Below are 21,613 nucleotides of genomic sequence, written 5' to 3'. Positions count from 1 at the left end.
GGCCCGGCCCGTAATCAGGCCGGGTTTCTGTTACCAGGCCAGGGACTGCGCCCGGCGGCGGATTTCCGTCTTGCGACCCTCGCGGAGGGCATCGATGGGCCGTCCGCGCAGTGACTCGTCAGGGGTGAAGAGCCAGCCAATGAGCTCTTCGTCCGAGTAGCCCGCGTCTGCCAGCACAACGATGGTGCCCTTGAGGCTGTCCACGACGTGGCCGTCCTGGAGGAATGCCGCCGGCACCGAACGGATCCGGCGTTCCCCGATCCGCAGTGCGGCAAGCGCGCGCTCGTCAAGGAGCCCGTGGACTTTGGTAATGGACACATCCAACAACTGGGCGACGTCGGGCAGGGGCAACCAGTCGCCTACGAGGGTTTCTACAGTACTCACGGGTCAAGATTGCCATGGCGGGCGCCCGCAAGCCTAGTCGAAACGGCGCCCGTGTGCGCGCGCCGCATTTTCGCGCGCGACACTCCCAGCCGACCGGACTTCCCGGCTGAAATCTGATTCTTGTGCTAACCGAAAAATCGTGAGAGATTCACATGGATAACATTCGCAACACAACTAACACCAGTAACATAAGTATCACGAGCAACTGGCATGACCGACAGCATTCGCCGCTGAGAAGAGGATCTTTCCCATGACGACGACCCGCTCCACCAAGCAGTCACCCCGGCCGGGCCTGCCACTGATCGCGGCCACGACGGCCACGCTCCCTGCCGTCATGCTTTCCTCCCTTGCGGTCGCCCAGCCCGCAACGGCCGACGTCCAGCCCAGGACGGTGCCCGCGACACTCGCCGCCGCCATCGAGGCCCAGGCGGCCGCAGTCAAAGCGGGCATCATCCCCGCAGCCTCCGTGCCAGCTGCGCTTCCTTCAGGCCTTCAGCCCACCCGCGTCACGCCGACTGCCCACACGGTGGTCCGCGGGGACACGGTCAGCGGCATCGCCGGCCGGTACGGGCTGAGCACCACTTCCGTGCTGAAGCTCAACAACTTGAAGTCGAACTCCGTGATCTACCCGGGGCAGCGGATCAAGCTGAAGGCTGCCGCCGCTCCGGCGGCCAAGGCTGCTGCGCCCGCCGCCACCGCTGCCAGGACGTACACAGTCAAGTCCGGCGATACGCTGGGCGGCATCGCCGGGCGGCACGGCGTCAGGCTCTCCCAGGTGCTCAGCTGGAACGGGCTCAAGGTGTCATCGATCATCTACCCCGGCCAGAAGATCCGGCTCGGTGCCGGCACCGCTGTCGCGGCCGCCCCGGCCAAGGCGCCAGCACCGGCTGCCGCCCCCTCAGCGTCCTATGTCATCAAGTCCGGGGACACACTGTCCGGCATCGCATCGAGGCACGGCGTCAAGCTCGCGGCCATCCTGTCGGCGAACCGGCTGAAGGTCACCAGCGTGATCTACCCCGGCCAGAAGCTCGCCATTCCCGGGAAGACCGGCTCCGTCCAGCCGGCATCCAGCGTCACGCCGCTCGTGCCCAGCTCCTTCCTCGGCTACACCTACCCGGCAGCCGTTGTCAGCTCAGCCAACAAGAACAAGGCCCTGCTCAACGCCTCGCCGGTTCCGTCACTGGCCCAGATGCAGTCCATCGTGGCCGACACGGCACGGCGAATGGGCGTGGATCCTGCACTGGCCCAGGCCTTCGCCTACCAGGAATCCGGGTTCAACCAGCGGGCAGTGTCACCGGCCAACGCCATCGGCACCATGCAGGTCATCCCTTCCTCCGGCGAATGGGCATCCGACCTCGTGGGCCGGAAGCTTGACCTCTCGACCCGTATGACAACGCCACTGCCGGAGTTGCGATCATCCGCCAACTGATCCGGACCAGCAAGAGCCTGGATTACGCCATCGCCGGCTACTACCAGGGCCAGTACTCGGTCAACAAGCACGGAATGTACACCGACACGAAGCACTACGTGGCAGCCATCAAGGCCCACCGCAAGACCTTCAGCTGATGCCCTGAATGGGCTCGGGGCGGGTTCCCCGGCCGGCGGGAGCATAACGATACGGGTCCGGATCGATGTTGATACGGACCCGTATCCGTGCAGCACTTAGTATCGAAGAGTGCAGGAAAACGCTTTAGGCAGTTTCGTTGGATCGCTGGTGGACAACCGCTACCAGGTGAAGTCCCGGTTGGCGCGGGGCGGGATGTCCACCGTCTACGTGGCCACGGACCAGAGGCTGGACCGTGATGTTGCCCTGAAAGTCCTGCACCCCCACCTGGTCAATGATGGCAACTTCCTCGACCGCCTGGCCCGCGAAGCACGGGCAGCCGCTAAGCTTTCACACCCGCACGTGGTGGGCGTCCTCGACCAGGGGCACGACGGAGACACCGCCTACCTCGTGATGGAGTACATCAAGGGGCACACCCTCCGCGACGTCATCAACAGCAAGGGCGCCCTGTCCCCCCGGCTGGCCCTGGCACTCATCGATCCGGTGGTGGAAGGCCTGGGGGCTGCCCATGCCGCGGGCATGATCCACCGCGACGTCAAGCCGGAGAACGTCCTGATCGCCGACGACGGCCGGATCAAGATCGGCGACTTCGGGCTCGCGCGCGCCGTGACAACAACAACCAGCACAGGCGCCCTGATTGGCACCATCGCGTACCTCTCGCCGGAACTGGTCCTTGGCAAAGCGGCCGACGCACGAAGCGACATCTACGCCACGGGCATCATGCTGTTCGAGATGCTCACCGGACGCCAGCCGTTCGAGGGCGACGTCCCCATCCAAGTGGCATACCAGCACGTGAATTCCACTGTTGGCCCTCCCTCCGGCCTGGTTCCCGGGCTCGCAGAAGAGGTGGATGAACTCGTGCAATGGTGCACCGCCAGCGACCCCGAGCAGCGGCCGGTGGACGGCAACGCCCTGCTGGCGGAACTCCGCCACATCCGGACGAACCTCACCGACTCCGAACTCGATCTGCAACCCCCGGCAGCCGTTCAGGCGGCCGCCGCGGCGGGCGCAGTCCCCGACGCCGGCCTGCGCGGCATGGGCGCTCCACCCGCACCCCCGCGGATGCCGTCGCGGATGCCGGGAAACCCGGCAGGCCAAGGCGGGCCGGGCGGGCCGGGAGCTCAGGGCAGCCAGGCAAATCGAACAGACCAGGAAAACCACACCGAGCTGCTGGCACCCATTCACGGCGACGGCGTCCCCCGGGGCCGCCCCACGGAAGTCATTTCACGGACCAGCAACCCGACCACCGTGTTTTCCACCCCTGTCTCCCCAACGCCGGGTTCTTCAACCCCTGGATCTTCAACCCCTCTCTCGCCAAAGGCCAGCCCGGTTCTTCCGTCCTACGGATTCGACGACGACGACGCGGAGGCCGCTCCGCTCCCCCTGAGCAAGCGGGAACAGCGGAAACTGGACCGCCACGAACAAAAGGAACGGTCGCGCGCCGCGGCCACTCCCGTCCGGACGCTCCGGGAGGGCAATTCCCGGCGCAGGGGCGCGCTTTGGATTGTTGTCCTGGTGCTCCTCGCCCTCCTTGCCACCGGCGCGGGATGGTTCTTCGGCATGGGACCTGGCTCCCCCGGAACCGTGCCGGCCGTGGCGAACAGGACGGTGGCGGAGGCCCAGCAACTGCTCCGGGACGCGGGCTTCCAGTCCAGCACCCAGGACGTGTTCGATGACGACGTCAAGGCCGGTCTCGTGGTGGGGTCCGAACCTGGCGCCGGAACGGAAATCCGCAAATTCCAGCAGGTCTCGCTGTTCGTCTCCAAGGGTCCGCAGCTGTTTCCCCTGCCGCAGCTGACGGGCAAGACGCTCGATGCCTCCAAGGAAGCGCTTAACGGCGCCGAGATGGCGCTGGGCAAAGTCGCCGAGAAATTCGACGAGGAGATCCCGGCAGGAACGGTCCTGGGCCAGGCCCCGGCGGCGGGAACGCCCGTGCGGCACGGCACGCCAGTGAGCCTCACGGTTTCGAAGGGCCCGCAGCCCATTCCGGTGCCGGACGTGCGCGGACAGGACCGGGATGAGGCCGTCCGCTCGATTGAAGCTGCCGGACTCAAAGCGGTGGTGGCCGACGAAACGGTGCACGACAAGAACATTCCGAAGGGGGCCGTGGCCAGCCAGGAACCCGCTTCGGGAACACTGACAAGGGGCCAAACAGTCACCCTGACGATTTCCGAGGGTCCTAAGCTCGTGAAGGTGCCCAACTACATCGGCAAGCAGGTGGAAGACGCAGTTGAGGCACTGAGGAAACGCGGCTTCGAGGTGCGTGTGAACAACATCCTGGGCGGCTTCTTCGGCACGGTGCGGGACCAGGATCCCGTGGACACAGAGGTACCCGAGGGCTCCCTCATCACCCTCACGGTGGTGTAGCCAAAACAACGAACCAAAAAGACCGGCGCCGGGGAGTCTGTGCTCCCGGCGCCGGTCTTTCGTTGTGCTGCTGGATCTGCCTGCTGCTGGATCAGGCGCAGGGGCCCTTAGCGGCGGGTGAGCGCGCCCGCCACGAGGAACGCCATCTCCAGCGACTGCATGTGGTTCAGCCGGGGATCGCAGACCGACTCGTAGCGGTCGAGGAACGCTTCCTGGTCGATGGGGTCGGCGCCGCCGAGGCATTCGGCCACGTCATCCCCGGTCATCTCGACGTGCAGGCCGCCCGGAACCGTCCCCAGGGCATGGTGCACCTCGAAGAACCCGCGCACTTCGTCGATGACGTCGTCGAAATTCCGGGTCTTGTAGCCGTTGGGTGAGGTGACGGTGTTGCCGTGCATCGGGTCCGTGACCCACAGGACCTGGGCGCCGGAGGCGGTGACCTTTTCCACGAGGGACGGGAGCTTCTCGCGGATGTTGCCGGCACCCATGCGGGTGATGAATGTGAGCCTGCCGGGTTCGCGCTCGGGATCCAGCTTGTCGATGAGGCGCAGGGCGTCATCGCCGGACGTGGACGGGCCCAGCTTGACGCCGATCGGGTTGCGGACCCGGGACAGGTAGTCCACGTGGGCGTGGTCCAGCTCGCGGGTACGCTCGCCGATCCACAGGAAGTGGCCGGAGGTGCCGTAGGGCAGGCCGGTGCGGGAGTCGATGCGGGTCAGCGCACGCTCGTAGTCGAGCAGGAGGGCCTCGTGGCTGGCAAAGAACTCAACCCGCTTCAGGGCTTCAAAGTCGGCGCCGCAGGACGCCATGAACTTGATGGCGCGGTCGATGTCGCGCGCGAGGGACTCGTAGCGGGCGTGGGCAGGGTTCTCGGTGAAGCCCTTGTTCCAGGTGTGCACCAGACGGAGGTCTGCGAATCCGCCCTGTGTGAATGCCCGGATGAGGTTCAGCGTGGAAGCGGAGGTGTGGTAGGCACGGAGCATGCGGCTGGCGTCATGGCCGCGCGACTTGGGGGTGAAGTCGTAGCCGTTCACGATGTCGCCCCGGTATGCCGGCAGCGTCACGCCGTCACGGGTCTCGTCGTTGGAGGAACGTGGCTTGGCGAACTGGCCGGCCATGCGCCCCATCTTGATGACGGGCATCGCCGCGCCGTAGGTCAGGACCACTGCCATCTGCAGGATCGTCTTCACCCGGGCGCTGATCTTGTCCGCCGTCGCACCCTCAAAGGTTTCGGCGCAGTCACCGCCCTGGAGCAGGAAGGCCTTGCCCTGGGCTGCCGCGGCGAGACGCTCGCGGAGGATGTCCACCTCGCCGGCGAAAACGAGCGGCGGGAGCACCGACAGTTCCTTGACGGAGGCGTTGAAGACCTCGGAGTCCTGCCAGCTCGGCTGCTGGGAGATGGGAAGGTCCCGCCAGTTGTCGAGTCCGGGATAGTTGGCCGCACCGCTCTGTGAAGTGCTGGTCAGGGAAGAGGCAGGTTTTGCAGATAGCTCAGTCACACTACTAAGAGTAGTTGGCCGGACCGGCTCGGGACACCCGGACTGTCATCCGCCAGACACGCGGCGTCACGGACACAGGCGTCACAGACACTTAGGCTGACCGGGGCGTATCCGTCTCCCCCGGCTCCGGCCCGGCCTTTCCCGCCAGCCTGAGCTTGACCACCGAGGCGTACTCGTCCACGTATTCCTGGCCGGAGAGCCGCATGAGCTCGTACATGACCTCATCCGTCACGGACCGCTGGATCAGCCGGTCATCGGCCATGCCCTCATACCTGCTGAAGTCCAGGGGCTTGCCGAAGATCATGCCGATCCGCCGGATGTTCGGCAGCCGCTTGCCGATGGGCTGAACCTTGTCCGTTCCGATCATCGCCACCGGGATGACCGGGACACCGGCTTGGAGGGCCAGCCGGGCGACCCCCACCTTCCCGCGGTACAGCCGCGAGTCGGGGCTGCGCGTGCCCTCGGGGTAGATGCCCAGCAGTCCGCCGTGGGTGAGCACGTCCATGCCCGCATCGAGCGAGGCCGCCGAAGCCGCTCCCCCGGAACGGTCCATGGGGAGCTGGTTGGTCAGGCGGAAGAACAGGGCGGTCAACCGGCCCTTGAGCCCCTTGCCCGTGAAGTACTCGGATTTGGCCAGGAAGATGACGGGCCGCGGCACCATCAGCGGCATGAAGATAGAGTCCGAAAACGAGAGGTGGTTGGAGGCGATAATGGCCGCCCCCTCGGACGGAATGTTGTCCAGCCCTTTGACCCACGGCCGGAAAAGAGTGCGGACCACCGGCCCCAGGAAGATCCGCTTCATGACCCAATAGAACACGTGTCTTACCTCTCCGGAAGGCTACCGCCCGGGCGTTCCAAAGGGCCCGGCGGCACTGCAATGCCACCCTACTCTAGTGAGAATTGTCCGGAACAGTGACACGATGGATTCATGACAGAAAGCAGCGACCGCATAAGGCCCGCCGCTTTCACCTACGCGGGACACGGAGCCAATGCGCGGATCGGAATCGCGATTTCGCACGGCTTCACCGGCAGTCCCCTGAGCATCCTGCCGTGGGCTGAATACCTGGCCGGGCGCGGCTTCGCCGTCACCGTCCCACTGCTCCCCGGGCATGGCACGAGCTGGCAGGAACTGGCCAAGACAGGATGGCGGGAGTGGCACGGCGCCTTCGAACAGTCGTATCTGGAGCTGGCTGCCAGGACCGACGAATGCTACGTAGCAGGCCTCTCCATGGGCGGTGCCATCGCCCTGCTCACCGCATCCCGCCATCACGTGGCCGGCGTCGCCGTCGTCAATCCGGGACTGAGCTTTTACGACCGGCGCGTCCGGATCATTGGCCTGCTGAAGTACATCCAACGAACCACCGTGCCCATAGCGGAGGAAAATCCGACGGCGCCCCCCACGGACGACGGCGACTACTCCCTCACGCCGCTGGCGGCGGTTCACCAGCTGAAGAGGCTGTTCGCTGCCGCCGTCCGCGGCCTGCCGCGGATCACTGCCCCGGTGCTGGTCTTCAAGTCGGCCAATGACGCAGTGGTGCCCCCGACTTCGCTCAGCCTGATCCGGAGGCGCCTCGGGTCGGCGGCCCTCGACGTGGTGCTGCTCAGGAACAGCGGTCACGTGGCTACGCTGGACGCGGACGCCCAGGAAATTTTCGAGTCCTCGGCGCGGTTTTTCCAGCTGCATTGCCGAAGCCACATACCGTCGGAGAAGTCATGACCACAGTTCCCGATCACAGCCCGTTCAGCAGCGCCTTCTCCGGCGAGGGGCCGTCCATCGGCATCGCCCTGTCCCACGGGTTCACCGGCAGCCCGCACAGCCTGCGTTCGTGGGCCCAGTCGTTTGCCGATGCCGGCTTTGCCGTCAGGATGCCGCTGCTGCCGGGCCACGGCACCACTTGGCAGGAGCTGTCCCGCAACCGCTGGCAACAGTGGCACGACGCGATGGACGCCGCCTACCTTGAACTCGAGACCGAATGCGACCTTGTCTTCGCAGCGGGCCTGTCCATGGGCGGCGCTCTGGCACTGCGCATCGCCGCGACCAGGCCCGTCACCGGAGCCATCCTGGTCAACCCCGGCCTTGTCATTGATGACCCCAGGGCCCCGCTGGCCGGGATCCTCAAGCTGGTCCTCAAGAGCACACCGGCAATAGCCAACGACATCCGGAAGCAGGGCGTCGACGAGGGCGCATATTCCCGTACCCCTGTGGCGGCTGCCCACGAACTGAATAAGATGTTCAAGGACACGGTCCGGCTGCTGCCGCGCATCACAGCGCCGGTCCGCGTGTTCCGCTCCACGGTGGACCACGTTGTGTCCGACACCAGCATCACGGCCCTGCGGCGCGGGCTTATCCACGCCCCGCTGCAGCTCACACGGCTCGACAACAGTTACCACGTGGCCACGCTGGACCACGATGCAGACCAGATCTTCAGCGGCTCGGTGGACTTCATCCGCTCCGTGGTGGCGGACGGCCACCGGGGATCCGCCGACTCCGCGACAGCCAGCCAGAAGGGCGCGACCGATGAATAGGCCCGATTCGAATTCATCCGATCCGAGTGCCAACCAGGATGACGCCGTCTGGCTCGACCTGGTGGCCAGGCTCCAGGGCGACAGCCCGGCTCCCGATGCGGACGCCGTCCCCGGCGATGGGGAATCCCCCATCACCAAGTCCCCGCGCCATCACGGCGGTCCCCGGCACAGCACGGCTACCAGCGACGATGCAACCGACGACGCCGGCTCTGCACAGGCAGAACAGCCGGACGCCGGTTCCGGTCCGGAAAGCGCAGCCAGACGCTTCACCGATTTCGATCCGCTGGGCCTGGCGCCACAGGCGCCCCGGGAACTGTCAGCCGCCGAGCGGCAGCAGGCCGCCGACCGGGAGAAAGCAACCGGGCAGGAGAAAGCCGCCCGGGCCGGGCAGCCTGACGTTCCGCCCGGCGCCGGGGACCCGCGCGACTACAGCGTCGAGGACGACGACGGCGAGTTCGTGCCGGAGGAGCCGCCCAAGCTCTCGGCGACGGACCCGCTGACGATGCTCGCCTGGCTGGGCGCCGTCGGCGCTCCGGTTGCCCTGGTCCTGTCGTCCATGTTTTGGCGCTCCGCGCCGCTGCTGGCAATCCTCGGGATGGTGGCCGCCTTCATCGGGGCTGTGGTGTACCTGATCATGAAGCTGCCACAAGAGAAGGACGAGAACGACGACGGCGCCCGGGTCTGACGCTTCAGTCAGCGGTGCGTACGGCTGCTGGCCCGTGACAGGTCGGCAGCCCCGATCAGGCCGGCATTCGGCCCAAGGGCGGCCAAGTCTATTTCTGCGGCAGGACGGAATCCGCGGCCGGTGAGGTTGCGGGCGAAGGCCTTGCGCGCCGGAGCCACCAGCAGTTCGCCGGCCGCGCACAGCCCGCCGCCAATCACGAACTTTCCGGGATCGAGGGCGGCGGCAAGGTTCGCCAGCCCCAGGCCGAGCCAGTTCCCGACGTCCTCCAGGAGCTCCCGGGAGGCGGCGTCGCCGGCGATGGCCAGTTCGGTCACAGTGGTGCCGGTGATGCGGCCGGCGCTTCCGTCGACGGCCTTGAGAAGTTCCTGCGCCACCGGCGAATTCGCCATCGCCAGTTCCCGGGCCTCCCGGCCGAGGGCGTTGCCCGAGGCGTACTGTTCCCAGCAGCCGCGGTTGCCGCACTCGCACCGGTGGCCGCCGGGCATGATGATCTGGTGGCCGAACTCCCCCGCCACACCAAACCTGCCGCGCTCGACGCGCCCGTCCATCACCATGGCTCCGCCAATGCCGGTGCCAAGGGTGATGCAGACCAGCCGGTCCTGCCCCTGCCCGGCACCGAAGCGCCATTCAGCCCAGGCCGCAGCGTCGGCGTCGTTCACCAGCATGACGGGGCGCCGCAGCAGGTGCTGCAGGTTCTCCCGCAGCGGTTCGTTCCGCCAGGCGAGGTGCGGGCTGAACAGCACCGTGCCGCCGTCGAGATCCATCCAGCCGGCGGCGCCAATGCCCACCGAGCGGATCCGGGCACCGGCACTCAGTTCCTCAACCAGTTCCACGATGACGCGCTCTACGGCACGCGGATCGCTTCCCGGCGTGGACCGGCGTGCCTCGCGCAGGATGCGGCCCTCGGCGTCCACCACGCCGGCGGCAACCTTGGTGCCGCCAATGTCGATGCCGATGGCAAGTCCCCTGCGGCCCAGCCGCAGTTGCTGCCGGAAGAGCCGGTGGCCAGCCAACTGGCCCCCGTACCCCAAGGCCGGGCGCCGCGACATTGACTGCCGCGACTCTGCGCGCCGGGACGCCCATCCCCGGGGCTCGCCGCTCCGGATGGAGTCAAGGGGCGGCGTTGGCTGCTCGTTGGGCGGGGAGGGCTGCATAGTCCCCCATTCTAGGTGTCGCCGCAGAGCGTCGCCGCAGGTAGGACACCGAACGACACGACCTGCACGCTGGTGGCGCACACCCCTTCGCCGTAAAGTTACCGGTGGGTAACCCTGAACTGCCGGCCCCGGCCATGTGACGTACTAAGGTTAGGACTACCCGCTGCGGCCAACGGATATCAAAGGAGCTAACGTGCGCGAATTCAGCGTTCCGCCCTTGGCGAACGTCCCCCTGGACAGCAATATCACGGACCTTGTTCTGCGCCAGGCAGGCAAGGCATCCAACCCTGCCCTGTTTTCGCGCCTCGACCCTGCCGGCCAATGGCAGGACATCCGGGCCAAAGAATTTGTGGCGGACGTGTCCGCCCTCGCCAAGGGGCTCATCGCCAGCGGCGTCGGTGCGGGCGACCGCGTGGGCATCATGTCGCGTACCCGCTACGAGTGGGCACTCATCGACTTCGCCATCTGGTTCGCAGGTGGCGTTTCCGTTCCCATCTACGAAACATCATCGCCTTCCCAGGTCGCCTGGAACCTGGGCGACTCCGGCGCCGTCGCTGCCTTCGGCGAATCGGACCACCACGAAAACATCATCCGGCAGGCCGCTGCCACCGAAGGCCTCACGGCGCTGACCCACGTGTGGCAGCTGGAGGGCGACGGCCTCGACGCCGTGCGTGCGGCCGGCGCCGCCGTCAGCGACGACGAGCTCGACGCGCGGCGGCGCTCCGCCGGGCTCCGTGACCTCGCCACCATCATCTACACCTCGGGCACCACGGGCCGGCCCAAAGGCTGCGAACTGACCCACGGAAACTTCGTGGAGCTGTCCGAGAACGCCCTGGCCACCTCGCTGAGCGGCATAGTCAATGAGCAGTCGCGCACCATCATGTTCCTGCCGCTGGCACATGTCTTCGCGCGCTTCATCTCGGTCCTGGCGGTGGCCGCCGGCGTCACCGTGGCGCATACCCCCGACATCAAGCACCTGCTGCCCGACCTGCAGAGCTACAAGCCGACGTTCATCCTTGCCGTGCCGCGCGTGTTCGAAAAGGTGTACAACTCGGCCCTCACCAAGGCCGAAGACGGCGGCAAGGGCGCCATCTTCCACAAGGCTGCGGACACGGCGATCGCCTACTCCCGAGCACGGCAGGCCGGCAGCATCGGACTGGGCCTGAAAGTCAGGCACGCGATCTTCGACAAGCTCGTCTACGGCAAGCTTCGCGCCGCCATGGGCGGGGAGGTGGCCCATGCGGTGTCCGGCGGCGGCCCGTTGGGCGAGCGGCTGGGCCACTTCTTCCAGGGCATCGGCCTGCAGATCCTGGAGGGCTACGGCCTCACCGAAACCACGGCCCCCGTCTCCGTCAATACGCCGGAGCGGATCAAGATCGGGACGGTGGGTGCCCCGATTCCCGGCAACAGCGTCCGGATTGCCGACGACGGCGAGATCCTCGTCAAGGGCTCCTGCGTCATGCGGGGGTACTACCAGCGGTCCGACCTCACTGAGGAGTCGTTCGCTGATGGCTGGTTCCGCACCGGTGACATCGGCCAACTCGACGACGACGGCTACCTGCTGATTACCGGCCGCAAGAAGGAAATCATTGTCACCGCCGGCGGCAAGAACGTGGTTCCCGCGCTGCTCGAGGACCAGATCCGGGCCGATGCGCTGGTGTCACAGGTGCTCGTCGTGGGTGACAACCGCCCGTTCATCGGCGCCCTCGTGACGCTCGATGAGGAAGCACTCCCGGGCTGGCTGCAGCGCCACGGCCTGCCGGCGGACACGAACCTAAGCGACGCCGTCGGGCATGCCGAGGTCAAGGCCGCCGTGCAGGAGCTCATCAACCAGGCCAACCAGTCGGTGTCGCAGGCGGAGGCCATCAAGTCCTTCCGGATCGTGCCGAGCGACTTCACTGAAGCCTCCGGCCACCTGACCCCGTCCATGAAGGTCAAGCGCGCGCAGGTCATGAAGGACTTCGAGGGCGTGATCGACGACATGTACAAGTCGCCGAAGCCCACCCGCGCCTAAGCGGGGCTTGATCGGGTCAGTCCTGCTGCAGCTCGTCCACCACCAGCGCCGCCAGCTCCACGGCTGCGGCGCGGGTTGCGGGCTTCAGCTGGCCCAGGCTGATCCGCGAGCCCTCCGCAAGGTGCCGGTCATGCGGAATCCGCACCACGTTCTTCACCCGCGACAGGAAGTGCTGCTCGATTTCGTCGATGTTGACCAGGGTGCGGTTGCCGGCAGCCATGTTGATGACCACTGTTGCCTTGGCGACGAGATCCTGGCGGCCGTGGGCTTCAAGCCAAGACAGCGTTTCGGACGCCAGCCGGGCCTCATCCACGCTGCCGCCCGAGACCAGTACCACGGCATCGGCCTTCTCCAGCGTGCCCTTCATGACCGAGTGCACCATGCCGGTGCCTGAGTCGGTGAGCACGATCGAGTAATACCTGCCCAGGATGTCGGTAACGGCGCGGTAGTCGGCGTCGTCGAAGGCGTGCGCCACCATGGGATCGGTGTCCGAGGCGAGCACATCGAGGCGCGAACCGTCCCGCGCCGTGTAGTTGGACAGCTGTGCGAACGATTCGACCGTGAACCTGTCCTTCACCAGCTGGCGGGCCGTGAAGTCAGCCCTGCCCGGCGACCGGTCCGAAAGGGTGCCGCGGTCCGGATTCGCATCCATCGCGATGACCCGGTCCTCACGCAGCTCAGCCAGCACCATGCCGAGCAGGGTTGTGACGGTGGTCTTGCCCACCCCGCCTTTGCGCGAGAGCACCGGAACGTACCGGGTCCGCTCCCCCAGCCTCATGGCGATGCGGTGCTCCATGGCCCGCTGGATACGGACCTGGTCCGAGTCCCCGAGGTTCACGTAGCCCAAGGTCGCCTGGTACAGCCAGCGGCGCCAGCCCGACACCGGGGCGGCTACGGCCCTGGTCAGGAGACGGTCAGCGGTCAGGGCGGCAGCGGGCTCCGGTCCCTCGGGCCGTTCACGGCGCCCGGGAAGGTTCTTCGCCTCTTCAGTGGTGGCGACGGGTTCGGGCGCCAATTCGGCGGCAGCGTCTGCGTACGTTGCACCAGCAGGCTCCGCGCCGGCCACGGGTGCTTTGCTTGTGCCAGGTTCGTCGATGTCGCTGGCGGCAACACCGGGGCCGGCCGTCACAACGGGCATGGCCGAAGTGACCGTCCCCTGCTGCACCACGCCGCCGACTGCCGGGAGCGATCCGGCAGAGGTACGGTCCTGGGCGTCGGAAACGGTCACCACGCTGATGTCCCCTGCCGGAGCCACGTCACCGGTCACCGCTGCGTCCGCCGCGCCCGCCGGAGGCACCCGGCCGGGACCGGCCAGGGGCTCCGCCGCAACGTCGACGACGCTGCCTTGGGAGATCGTAGGCCTCCGGTCGGGGCGCGGCCCGGGCTTGGGCGTATTTGTCTGCGTCATGGCTTCCGCTCTGTTTCGTACCGGCTGCCGGTTGGGTTTGCGGCAGCCGATGTGGTTCGGAAATGGCTGTGGGGGCGGCTTGGCGCCGTCCCCCACAACCCTTTTTCTGTCTACCACCCTACCTGCAGGGCGGCCGCCGGCCGCCCTGCAGGTAATTCAGCGGCGATCCAGCCGCAAGTCACCTGCTCACCAGTCGCCTATTCGACTGCCGCCTATTCAACGACGATCAGCAGGTCACCGCCCTGAACCTGTTCCACAGCGGAAATGGCCAGCCGCGTCACCTTGCCGCCCACCGGCGTCGTGATGGATGCCTCCATCTTCATCGCCTCAATGGTGGCAATGGTGTCACCGGCGTTGACGGTGTCGCCCGCCTTGACGGTGACCGTCACGGCACCGGCGAAGGGAGCGGCGACGTGGCCCGGCACGGACGCGTCAGCCTTCTCCGCCGTCTTCACATTGCTGACCACGGACTTGTCGCGCACCGAGACCGGGCGGGACTGGCCATTGAGCGTGCACATGACCGTGCGCATGCCCTTCTCGTCCGGCTCCGATACGGCTTCCAGGGACGCGATGAGGCGCACACCCTTTTCGAGCTGGATCACGTGCTCTTCGCCGCGCTGCAGGCCGTACAGGTAGTCGCGGGTGTCCAGGACCGAAACGTTGCCGTACGTCTCCCGGCTCTTGAGGTAGTCCTTGGTGGGACCCGCAAAGAGCAGCCGGTTCAGCGTCTGCTGGCGGGTCTTCGAGTCACCGCGGAGGGCTGCGCTGTCCTCGGCGCTCAGCTCGGCGTCGCGCACCTTGACGCTCCGGCCCTGGAGGGCCTTGGTGCGGAACGGTTCCGGCCAGCCTCCCGGAGGATCGCCCAGCTCGCCCGACAGGAACCCGATGACGGAGTCCGGGATGTCGTAGTTCTGCGGGTTCTCTTCGAAGTCGGCCGGGTCTGCGTTCAGGCCCACGAGGTGCAGGGCGAGGTCGCCCACCACCTTGGAGGACGGCGTGACCTTCACCAGGTGTCCCAGGATTCGGTCCGCAGCCGTGTACATGTCCTCGATCGCCTCGAAGCGCTCGCCCAGGCCAAGCGCCATGGCCTGCTGGCGGAGGTTGGACAGCTGCCCGCCCGGGATTTCGTGCTGGTAAACGCGGCCTGTCGGACCCGGCAGGCCCGATTCGAACGGGGCGTAGACCCTGCGGACGGCTTCCCAGTACGGCTCGAGGGAGCTGACCGCCGCCAGGCTGAGCCCGGTGTCGCGCTCGGTGTGGGCCAGGGCCGCAACCAGGGCCGACGCCGACGGCTGGCTGGTGGTGCCGGCGAGGGATGCAGAGGCGACATCCACGGCGTCGACGCCTGCATCGACTGCCGAAAGCAGGGTGGCGAGCTGGCCGCCGGCTGTGTCGTGGGTGTGCAGGTGGACCGGAAGGTCGAAGCGTTCCCGCAGCGCCGAGACGAGCTTCGCGGCGGCTGCCGGACGCAGCAGGCCTGCCATGTCCTTGATGGCGAGGATGTGGGCGCCGGCTTCGACGATCTTGTCCGCCAGGCCCAGGTAGTAGTCCAGCGTGTAGAGCGTCTCGTTCGGGTCCAGCATGTCGCCGGTGTAGCAAAGTGCCACCTCGGCGACTGCAGTGCCGGTGGCCCGGACGGCGCGGATGGCCGGCGCCATCTGGCTGACGTCGTTCAGTGCATCGAAGATGCGGAAGATGTCGATGCCGGTGGCCGCTGCCTCGTTGACGAAGGCCTCGGCCACTTCCTCGGGGTACGGGGTGTAGCCCACGGTGTTGCGGCCCCGGAGCAGCATCTGCAGGCAGACGTTCGGCAGGGCCTTGCGCAGCGCGGCAAGCCGGTCCCAGGGGTCCTCGCCGAGGAACCGCAGCGCGACGTCGTAGGTGGCGCCGCCCCAGGCCTCAACGGACAGCAGCTCCGGCAGGAGGGTGGAGACCGCGGGCGCGGCGGCCAGCAGGTCTCTGGTGCGGACGCGGGTGGCCAGCAGGGACTGGTGGGCGTCGCGGAACGTGGTGTCGGTGACGGCGACGGCCTTCTGCTCGCGCAGTGCCTTGGCGAAGCCCTCCGGTCCGAGTTCCAGCAGCCGCTGGCGGGAGCCGGGGCGTGCCTCGGCGCCGGCGACGGCCGGGAGCTTGTCCGCGGGGTCGGTGTGGACCGGAAGTTCACCGTTTGGCTTGTTCACGGTGACCTCGGCCAGCCAGGTCAGCAGCTTGGTGCCGCGGTCGGCGGAGACGCGCGACTTCAGCAGTTCGGGCCGTTCGTCGATGAAGGACGTGGCCACGTTGCCGGCGATGAAGTCGGCGTCGTCCAGGACGGCCTGCAGGAAGGAGATGTTGGTGGAGACACCGCGGATGCGGAACTCCGCCAGCGCACGGCGTGCCCTGGCCACCGCGGCGGGGTAGTCCCGGCCACGGCAGGTGAGCTTTACCAGCATGGAGTCGAAGTGCGGGCTGATTTCGGCACCCGAGTAGACGGTGCCGCCGTCGAGCCTAACGCCGGCACCGCCGGCGGAGCGGTATCCGGTGATCTTTCCGACGTCGGGCCGGAAGCCGTTGGCCGGGTCCTCGGTGGTGATGCGGCTCTGCAGCGCGGCGCCCTTCAAGTGGACGGTCTCCTGGGAAAGCCCCAGGTCGGCCAGGGTCTCACCGGCGGCGATGCGCATCTGCGACTGGACGAGGTCGACGTCGGTGACCTCTTCCGTCACCGTGTGCTCCACCTGGATGCGGGGGTTCATTTCGATGAAGACGTGCTGGCCGGCGCGTTCGCCCACGGTGTCCACCAGGAACTCGACCGTTCCGGCGTTGACATAGTTCAGGGCCTTGGCGAACTTCACGGCGTCCCGGTAGAGGGCCTGGCGGATGCCTTCGTCCAGGTTGGGGGCCGGGGCGATCTCGATAACCTTCTGGTGGCGGCGCTGGATGGAACAGTCACGCTCGAAGAGGTGCATGACGTTGCCCTCGGCGTCGGCCAGGATCTGGACCTCGATGTGGCGCGGGCGCAGCACTGCCTGCTCAAGGAACATGGTGGGGTCACCGAAGGCGGCGTCGGCCTCGCGCATGGCGGACTGCAGCGCCTCCGGCAGGGCTTCGCGGGTGTCGACGCGGCGCATGCCGCGCCCGCCGCCGCCGGCCACTGCCTTGGCGAAAATGGGGAAGCCGATCTCATCCGCAGCAGCGATCAGTTCGTCAAGGTCCTTGGACGGCGCGCTGGACTTCAGCACGGGGACGCCGGCCTTGCGGGCGGCCTCCAGTGCCGCCACCTTGTTGCCGGCGAGTTCCAGGACCTCCGCGGGCGGACCCACGAAGGTGATGCCTGCGGCCTTCGCCGCACGCGCCAGGTCGGGGTTCTCGGAGAGGAAGCCGTAGCCGGGGTAGATGGCGTCCGCCCCGGACTCCTTCGCCACGCGCACCACTTCGTCGACGTCGAGGTAGGCGCGGACGGGGTGGCCCTCTTCGCCGATCAGATACGCCTCATCGGCCTTCTGGCGGTGGATCGAGTTGCGGTCCTCGTTGGGGAACACGGCGACTGTCTTGGCGCCCAGTTCGTAGCCGGCGCGGAAAGCCCGGATTGCGATTTCTCCGCGGTTGGCCACCAGAATCTTGGAAAACATACTTCTCCTGCATCATTGCGGGTGTATCGGTGAGTGGTCACAGTGTGTAAGACGGGCCGGACGAAACACAAATCATTGTGTCTACCGTCACAGAATTATCCGTCATGTCCGGGCCATATTCACTGCCGGCCCGCAATTACTGCTGTTTTTGCTGCTGCGGCATGCCTCCCGGGCCGGGCCGGACGGGGAGGCATGCCCGGATCCGCAGAAGAACGGATTCCGGCCGAGGTCAACATATGATGAATGGGGCGGCGGAAGCCTGCCCCGGTTCCGGCAGCACCGGAACGGAACGTACCCCAACACGGCAACCGGCGTTAGGTATTGGTCTCTCAAGTGCAAGTAGTCAGCATCAGCAGCCTTAAGGGCGGTGTCGGCAAGACATCCGTTACAACCGGACTGGCGTCTGCGGCACTGGCCGCAGGCATCCCAACCCTCGTTGTGGACCTCGACCCCCATGCCGACGCCAGCACAGCCTTGGGCGTGCAGCCCAGTGACAAGCTGGACATCGGCAGGATGCTGAAGAATCCGCGCAAGGCCAAGATCGCCGAGAATGTGGTGCCCAGCGGCTGGATCAGCCGGGCAGCCGTCAACGGTTCCGGCCCAGCAGTGCTCGATGTCGCCGTCGGGTCCGCGTACACCGGCATTTACGACCGGCCGGACCTGGGCAAACGCGATTTGCGCAGGCTATCCGCGGTGCTGTCCGGCACAGATGCCTATGAACTCGTCCTGGTGGACTGCCCGCCGTCCCTGAACGGCCTCACCCGCATGGCCTGGTCCGCCAGCAACAAGGTGGCACTGGTGGCCGAGCCCGGGCTCTTCTCCGTGGCCGGCACTGAGCGCACCATGCGGGCCATCCAGCTTTTCCGGCAGGAATTCGCGCCGAACCTGTCCCCCGCCGGCATCGTGGCTAACCGCGTGCGCTCGGGGTCCTCCGAGCACGCGTTCAGGCTTGCCGAGATGGAGGCCATGTTCGGCGACCTCCTGCTGGCTCCGCACATCCCGGAACAGGCCAACTGGCAGCAGATCCAGGGCGCGGCGCATTCCGTCCACCACTGGCCCGGGGACTCCGCCAAGACCGCGGCCGGGCTCTACGACACACTGTTGGGAAACCTTCTGGCCGCCAACAAGACCAGCCGCAGCCGCAGCGCGCGGTAAGCGCAGGCCCGACTCCCGGGACCCTGACGAATGCAGAAGGCCGGACGAATCCAGAAGGCCGCCTCCCCGACGGGAGGCGGCCTTCTGCGTACTAAATCTCGTGGCTGGCGCCGCTAGCCGATCTTGCGGGCCGCGCGTCGCTTGCTGAGTTCGTCGTCCGGAAACGTCTGTTCGCTGGCGTGCTCGCTGGGCAGCGAGGCGAGGCTCCCCTCCACTTCGCGCCACACCCGGCCCACAGCGATGCCGAACACGCCCTGGCCGCCCTGCACGAGATCAATGACCTCGTCCGCGGAGGTGCATTCGTAGACACTGGCCCCGTCGCTCATGAGGGTGATCTGCGCCAGGTCCTCGACACCGCGTTCACGGAGGTGCTCCACCGCGCTGCGGATCTGCTGCAGCGATACGCCGGTGTCCAGCAGCCGCTTGACCACCTTCAGGACCAGGATGTCGCGGAAACCGTAGAGCCGCTGCGAACCGGAGCCGGCCGCGCCGCGGACTGCAGGCTCCACCAGGCCGGTGCGGGCCCAGTAGTCGAGCTGCCGGTACGTGATTCCGGCGGCCTTGCACGCAGTTGGGCCTCGGTAGCCGGCGTCCTCATCCAGAACCGGGAGATCCTCAGTGAAGAGAAGGCCCTGAGCACCACTTGCGGGCACGGCAACGCCGGCCGTCGAGGGTTGCTTCAGCTCGCCTGCTTCGCCTTTCGGACTCACGTGGATCCTCCTTGTCATGAGCTCCCCTGGGGAAGTTGCCGCAACAGCTGCTACGCGCATGAAGTCAGGATGAAATTCACGCTTGTAATTCGGCCGGAGTAGCACTTTCCAGTGTGACTTGCGCCGCTGTCGTATGCAATGGGAACTTGGTACCTTCGACGTTAGGCCTGCCATGGCCCAAGGTCAAAGACGTTCGCATGATTGGTGGGGCGTGTCGAAAGTTTCAGCCTTAACTTTAACCTTAACGTGACCTTAGCCGTCGAAATCCTCGGGCTCGACGTCGTCAAGGAACTCCCGGAACCTTCGCAGCTCGCGCTCTTCCTCCACGGTGGGAGGGCCGGGTTCCGTGTCCTCGCCCTCGTCGTGCTCGGTGATTCGCACGCCGGCCTCGTCCATGACGGAGTCAGCGCACCAGATCCGGCATTTGGCGCGCAGCGCGATGGCCAGGGCGTCGGATGCCCTGGAGCTCACAGTGGCCCCGTTGTCGAACTGGAGCTGGCCGTAAAAGATGTTGTCCTCCACGGCCACAATGTTCACGCTGACCACGGAATGGCCAAGCGTCTCCACCACGTCCACGAGCAGGTCGTGGGTCATGGGCCGTGGCGGCACGACGCCCTGCTGTGCCAGCGCGATGGCGCTTGCCTCGGGCGTCCCGATCCAGATAGGCACGTGCCGTTCCCCGTGCATCTCGCGGAGCAGGACCAGGGGCTGGTTTGAGGGCAATTCGATGCGGACGCCCACAATCTCGACTTCGATCATCAGATTTCCATCCGCGAGATACGGTCCTGGACAAGGGCCCGGTGCAGGGTGAGGCAGAGGTCGCTGATTTCTCTGGCGGCTTCCGCCGCGCGGGCCTGGGACGCAGCGTCCCTGCGCGAGGTCAGCGTGGCCACAGCGCGTTCCACGAGTCCGAACTCGCGCTCCGCGGCAGCCTGGAAGGGGCGGAGGTGCCGGGGCTCCAGGCCGTGGCTCTCCAGCTGGACGCAGGCGCGCGCCACCTGGAGTGCGTGCTCGTCGAATTTGCCGTCGGTGTGCCCGATAAGGCCGAAGCTGAGGAGGGACTGCAGAAGCGGCACGCTGGCCCCCGACTCCGCGCGCAACTGCTCCTCGCTGAGCCTGCGCGCCTTGTTCTGCAGTTCCGCGGCGAGCTCGTCCGAGACGATCCGCGGGGACACGGTGACCCCGGGCGGGAGGTTCTCCGGCCGCTCGCCACGGTCGATGGCGTCGAGGTAGTCCTTGATGACCTTGAGCGGCAAATACTGGTCGCGCTGAAGCGACAGGACGAAGCGCAGCCGTTCGACGTCGCTGTCCGAGTACTGCCGGTAGCCCGCGGGTGTACGCCGGGGATTGATGAGCCCTTTTTCCTCAAGGAACCTGATTTTCGACGCCGTCATGCTCGGAAAGTCGTCGCTCAACTGAGCGAGCACTTCCCCGATGTTCAGGACCAGTGGTCCCCGGCGCTCCGGTTGTGCCATTGCCACAGGCAGCCGCTCCGTATCAGACGCGTCCTGCTGCGCGGGCAGGGCTCAAGTAGAAGGTGAGGCGGAACTTGCCAATCTGGACTTCGTTTCCGGACCTCAGTTCCACGCTGTCCACGCGGTCATGGTTGACGTAGGTGCCGTTCAGGCTTCCGGTGTCCACCACCTCGAAGCTCCGCGGTGTGCGCCGGAACTCGACGTGGCGGCGGGAGACCGTCACGTCGTCGAGGAAAATATCAGCATCCGGGTGCCGCCCGGCCGTGGTGACATCGGAGTCAAGGAGGAAACGGGCACCCGAGTTCGGCCCGCTGTGGGCCACGAGCAGGGCCGAGCCGGAGGGCAGTGCCTCGACGGCAGAGCGTTCCTCCGGGGAGAGCTTGGGTACGATCGTCGGCTCTTCATGAACCGGAGTGAGGTTGATCGAGGTGGTTTCCGAGGCCCTGCCCGCACCTGTGCCGTAATCGCCGCTGGTGTGGTTCTGTTCGCCGCCAACCATGGATTCCTCCTCTTTCGTTGCAGATGTCCCCCTGCAATCAACGCGTACCGTCCGGAACTGCCGGGCAGCTCCGATTTGCCGCCCGCCGTCCGGCCGCAGGACTCCATGGCTGGACTCCGGTGGCCGGACAGCGGGACCGGTTAGCTTTAGCCTACCTGTTGTTCGTACTCCGATGCACTGAGCAGGGAATCCACTGCATCAGGTTCGGCCAGCTTGACTTCAATCAGCCAGCCGTCCCCGTACGGATCGGAGTTAATGAGGGCGGAATCGCCGTCGAGTGCTTCGTTGCGGGCCACGATCTCGCCGGAGACAGGCGCATAAATGTCGCTGACGCTCTTCGTGGACTCAACCTCGCCGACGACGTCGTTTGCCTTAACAGTGGTGCCGACTTCGGGCATCTGGGCGTAGACGACATCCCCGAGGGCGTCCTGTGCGAAGTCGGTGATCCCCACGCGGACAACACCATCGGCGTTCGGTGCGGTCACCCATTCGTGTTCGGCGGTGTAGGACAGATCAGAGGGAATGTTGCTCATCAGGGGCCTTTCATCGGGTCAATCACCAATGT

At 66.7% G+C, this 21,613-nt stretch carries 17 protein-coding genes and 1 pseudogene; 7 read left to right on the top strand and 11 right to left on the bottom strand.

Annotated elements, in window-relative coordinates; translation table 11 throughout:
* Window positions 1-30: 30 nt before the first annotated feature.
* Entirely contained in the window at window positions 31-384 is a 354-nt protein-coding gene (locus tag ACHMXB_RS03965; RefSeq protein ID WP_395402956.1) for an Rv2175c family DNA-binding protein, read from the bottom strand.
* Between the two features lie 250 nt (window positions 385-634).
* Between ACHMXB_RS03965 and ACHMXB_RS03960 the strand changes: the two are divergent.
* Window positions 635-1,950, top strand: a pseudogene (locus ACHMXB_RS03960) (LysM peptidoglycan-binding domain-containing protein).
* Window positions 1,951-2,143: 193 nt separating this feature from the next.
* A complete protein-coding gene (locus tag ACHMXB_RS03955; RefSeq protein WP_395405115.1) occupies window positions 2,144-4,315 on the top strand; it encodes a PASTA domain-containing protein in 2,172 nt (723 codons plus the stop codon).
* 107 nt (window positions 4,316-4,422) lie between these two features.
* Here the strand turns inward: ACHMXB_RS03955 and ACHMXB_RS03950 are convergent, their stop codons facing one another.
* Together ACHMXB_RS03950 and ACHMXB_RS03945 are read right to left on the bottom strand one after the other, a co-directional pair.
* Entirely contained in the window at window positions 4,423-5,814 is a 1,392-nt protein-coding gene (locus ACHMXB_RS03950) for a class II 3-deoxy-7-phosphoheptulonate synthase (protein WP_395402954.1), read from the bottom strand.
* Window positions 5,815-5,905: 91 nt separating this feature from the next.
* Entirely contained in the window at window positions 5,906-6,631 is a 726-nt protein-coding gene (locus ACHMXB_RS03945; RefSeq protein WP_395402952.1) for a lysophospholipid acyltransferase family protein, read from the bottom strand.
* A 111-nt stretch (window positions 6,632-6,742) separates the two neighbouring features.
* Between ACHMXB_RS03945 and ACHMXB_RS03940 the strand changes: the two genes are divergently transcribed.
* From ACHMXB_RS03940 to ACHMXB_RS03930, 3 genes are read left to right on the top strand one after another with little or no spacing between them, the layout of a single operon-like run.
* Window positions 6,743-7,531: an alpha/beta hydrolase gene (locus ACHMXB_RS03940; protein WP_395402950.1), complete on the top strand. Its 789-nt coding sequence runs from the start codon at window positions 6,743-6,745 to the stop codon at window positions 7,529-7,531.
* Window positions 7,528-8,340 (top strand): alpha/beta hydrolase, encoded by an 813-nt coding sequence (locus ACHMXB_RS03935; protein WP_395402948.1) that lies wholly within the window; start codon window positions 7,528-7,530, stop codon window positions 8,338-8,340. The genes ACHMXB_RS03940 and ACHMXB_RS03935 overlap by 4 nt, the downstream gene beginning before the upstream one ends.
* On the top strand, window positions 8,333-9,025 hold the full coding sequence (locus tag ACHMXB_RS03930; protein WP_395402946.1) for a hypothetical protein: 693 nt from the start codon (window positions 8,333-8,335) through the stop codon (window positions 9,023-9,025). Before ACHMXB_RS03935 ends, ACHMXB_RS03930 begins: the two co-directional genes overlap by 8 nt.
* Window positions 9,026-9,033: 8 nt before the next feature.
* Here ACHMXB_RS03930 and ACHMXB_RS03925 read toward each other — a convergent pair whose 3' ends face one another.
* Window positions 9,034-10,179 carry an ROK family glucokinase gene (locus ACHMXB_RS03925; RefSeq protein WP_395402944.1) on the bottom strand — a complete coding sequence of 382 codons (1,146 nt, stop codon included), beginning with the start codon at window positions 10,177-10,179 and terminating at the stop codon, window positions 9,034-9,036.
* Between the two features lie 193 nt (window positions 10,180-10,372).
* Here ACHMXB_RS03925 and ACHMXB_RS03920 point away from each other — a divergent pair, with 193 nt between their 5' ends.
* Complete coding sequence (locus tag ACHMXB_RS03920) at window positions 10,373-12,193, top strand: AMP-dependent synthetase/ligase (protein WP_395402942.1); 1,821 nt, start codon at window positions 10,373-10,375, stop codon at window positions 12,191-12,193.
* 16 nt (window positions 12,194-12,209) lie between these two features.
* Here ACHMXB_RS03920 and ACHMXB_RS03915 read toward each other — a convergent pair whose 3' ends face one another.
* The gene (locus ACHMXB_RS03915; RefSeq protein WP_395402940.1) at window positions 12,210-13,601 is read right to left on the bottom strand and encodes a hypothetical protein; all 1,392 of its coding nucleotides are present in this window, start codon (window positions 13,599-13,601) and stop codon (window positions 12,210-12,212) included.
* 212 nt (window positions 13,602-13,813) lie between these two features.
* Complete coding sequence (locus tag ACHMXB_RS03910; RefSeq protein ID WP_395402938.1) at window positions 13,814-17,209, bottom strand: pyruvate carboxylase; 3,396 nt, start codon at window positions 17,207-17,209, stop codon at window positions 13,814-13,816.
* Between the two features lie 333 nt (window positions 17,210-17,542).
* Between ACHMXB_RS03910 and ACHMXB_RS03905 the strand changes: the two genes are divergently transcribed.
* Window positions 17,543-18,364, top strand: a complete 822-nt coding sequence (locus ACHMXB_RS03905) for a ParA family protein (RefSeq protein ID WP_395402936.1) — start codon at window positions 17,543-17,545, stop codon at window positions 18,362-18,364.
* A gap of 113 nt (window positions 18,365-18,477) precedes the next feature.
* Here ACHMXB_RS03905 and ACHMXB_RS03900 read toward each other — a convergent pair whose 3' ends face one another.
* The 5 genes from ACHMXB_RS03900 to gcvH form a co-directional block, all read right to left on the bottom strand.
* The gene (locus ACHMXB_RS03900; protein WP_056628244.1) at window positions 18,478-19,074 is read right to left on the bottom strand and encodes a MerR family transcriptional regulator; all 597 of its coding nucleotides are present in this window, start codon (window positions 19,072-19,074) and stop codon (window positions 18,478-18,480) included.
* 252 nt (window positions 19,075-19,326) lie between these two features.
* Complete coding sequence (locus tag ACHMXB_RS03895; protein WP_102973947.1) at window positions 19,327-19,833, bottom strand: bifunctional nuclease family protein; 507 nt, start codon at window positions 19,831-19,833, stop codon at window positions 19,327-19,329.
* Window positions 19,833-20,549 carry a MerR family transcriptional regulator gene (locus tag ACHMXB_RS03890; RefSeq protein WP_043418625.1) on the bottom strand — a complete coding sequence of 239 codons (717 nt, stop codon included), beginning with the start codon at window positions 20,547-20,549 and terminating at the stop codon, window positions 19,833-19,835. The genes ACHMXB_RS03895 and ACHMXB_RS03890 overlap by 1 nt, the downstream gene beginning before the upstream one ends.
* Before the next feature lie 22 nt (window positions 20,550-20,571).
* Window positions 20,572-21,048 carry an FHA domain-containing protein gene (locus ACHMXB_RS03885; protein ID WP_395402933.1) on the bottom strand — a complete coding sequence of 159 codons (477 nt, stop codon included), beginning with the start codon at window positions 21,046-21,048 and terminating at the stop codon, window positions 20,572-20,574.
* A gap of 146 nt (window positions 21,049-21,194) precedes the next feature.
* Window positions 21,195-21,581 carry a glycine cleavage system protein GcvH gene (gene gcvH, locus ACHMXB_RS03880; RefSeq protein WP_111903684.1) on the bottom strand — a complete coding sequence of 129 codons (387 nt, stop codon included), beginning with the start codon at window positions 21,579-21,581 and terminating at the stop codon, window positions 21,195-21,197.
* Window positions 21,582-21,613 lie beyond the last annotated feature (32 nt).

It is taken from the genome of Arthrobacter sp. UC242_113, from assembly GCF_044054585.1.
GTDB lineage: Bacteria > Actinomycetota > Actinomycetes > Actinomycetales > Micrococcaceae > Arthrobacter.
Note: the sequence above shows the minus strand (reverse complement) of the source record. Positions and strands in the feature narration are given on the sequence as shown.

Bases quoted from the DNA above. Each gene is read 5' to 3' on its own strand.
- ACHMXB_RS03935 (WP_395402948.1), top strand. From the start codon at position 7,528: ATGACCACAGTTCCCGATCACAGCCCGTTCAGCAGCGCCTTCTCCGGC.
- ACHMXB_RS03895 (WP_102973947.1), bottom strand. From the start codon at position 19,833: ATGATCGAAGTCGAGATTGTGGGCGTCCGCATCGAATTGCCCTCAAAC.
- ACHMXB_RS03885 (WP_395402933.1), bottom strand. From the start codon at position 21,048: ATGGTTGGCGGCGAACAGAACCACACCAGCGGCGATTACGGCACAGGT.
- ACHMXB_RS03925 (WP_395402944.1), bottom strand. From the start codon at position 10,179: ATGCAGCCCTCCCCGCCCAACGAGCAGCCAACGCCGCCCCTTGACTCC.
- ACHMXB_RS03915 (WP_395402940.1), bottom strand. From the start codon at position 13,601: ATGACGCAGACAAATACGCCCAAGCCCGGGCCGCGCCCCGACCGGAGG.
- ACHMXB_RS03955 (WP_395405115.1), top strand. From the start codon at position 2,144: ATGTCCACCGTCTACGTGGCCACGGACCAGAGGCTGGACCGTGATGTT.
- gcvH (WP_111903684.1), bottom strand. From the start codon at position 21,581: ATGAGCAACATTCCCTCTGATCTGTCCTACACCGCCGAACACGAATGG.
- ACHMXB_RS03910 (WP_395402938.1), bottom strand. From the start codon at position 17,209: ATGTTTTCCAAGATTCTGGTGGCCAACCGCGGAGAAATCGCAATCCGG.
- ACHMXB_RS03930 (WP_395402946.1), top strand. From the start codon at position 8,333: ATGAATAGGCCCGATTCGAATTCATCCGATCCGAGTGCCAACCAGGAT.
- ACHMXB_RS03890 (WP_043418625.1), bottom strand. From the start codon at position 20,549: ATGGCACAACCGGAGCGCCGGGGACCACTGGTCCTGAACATCGGGGAA.
- ACHMXB_RS03940 (WP_395402950.1), top strand. From the start codon at position 6,743: ATGACAGAAAGCAGCGACCGCATAAGGCCCGCCGCTTTCACCTACGCG.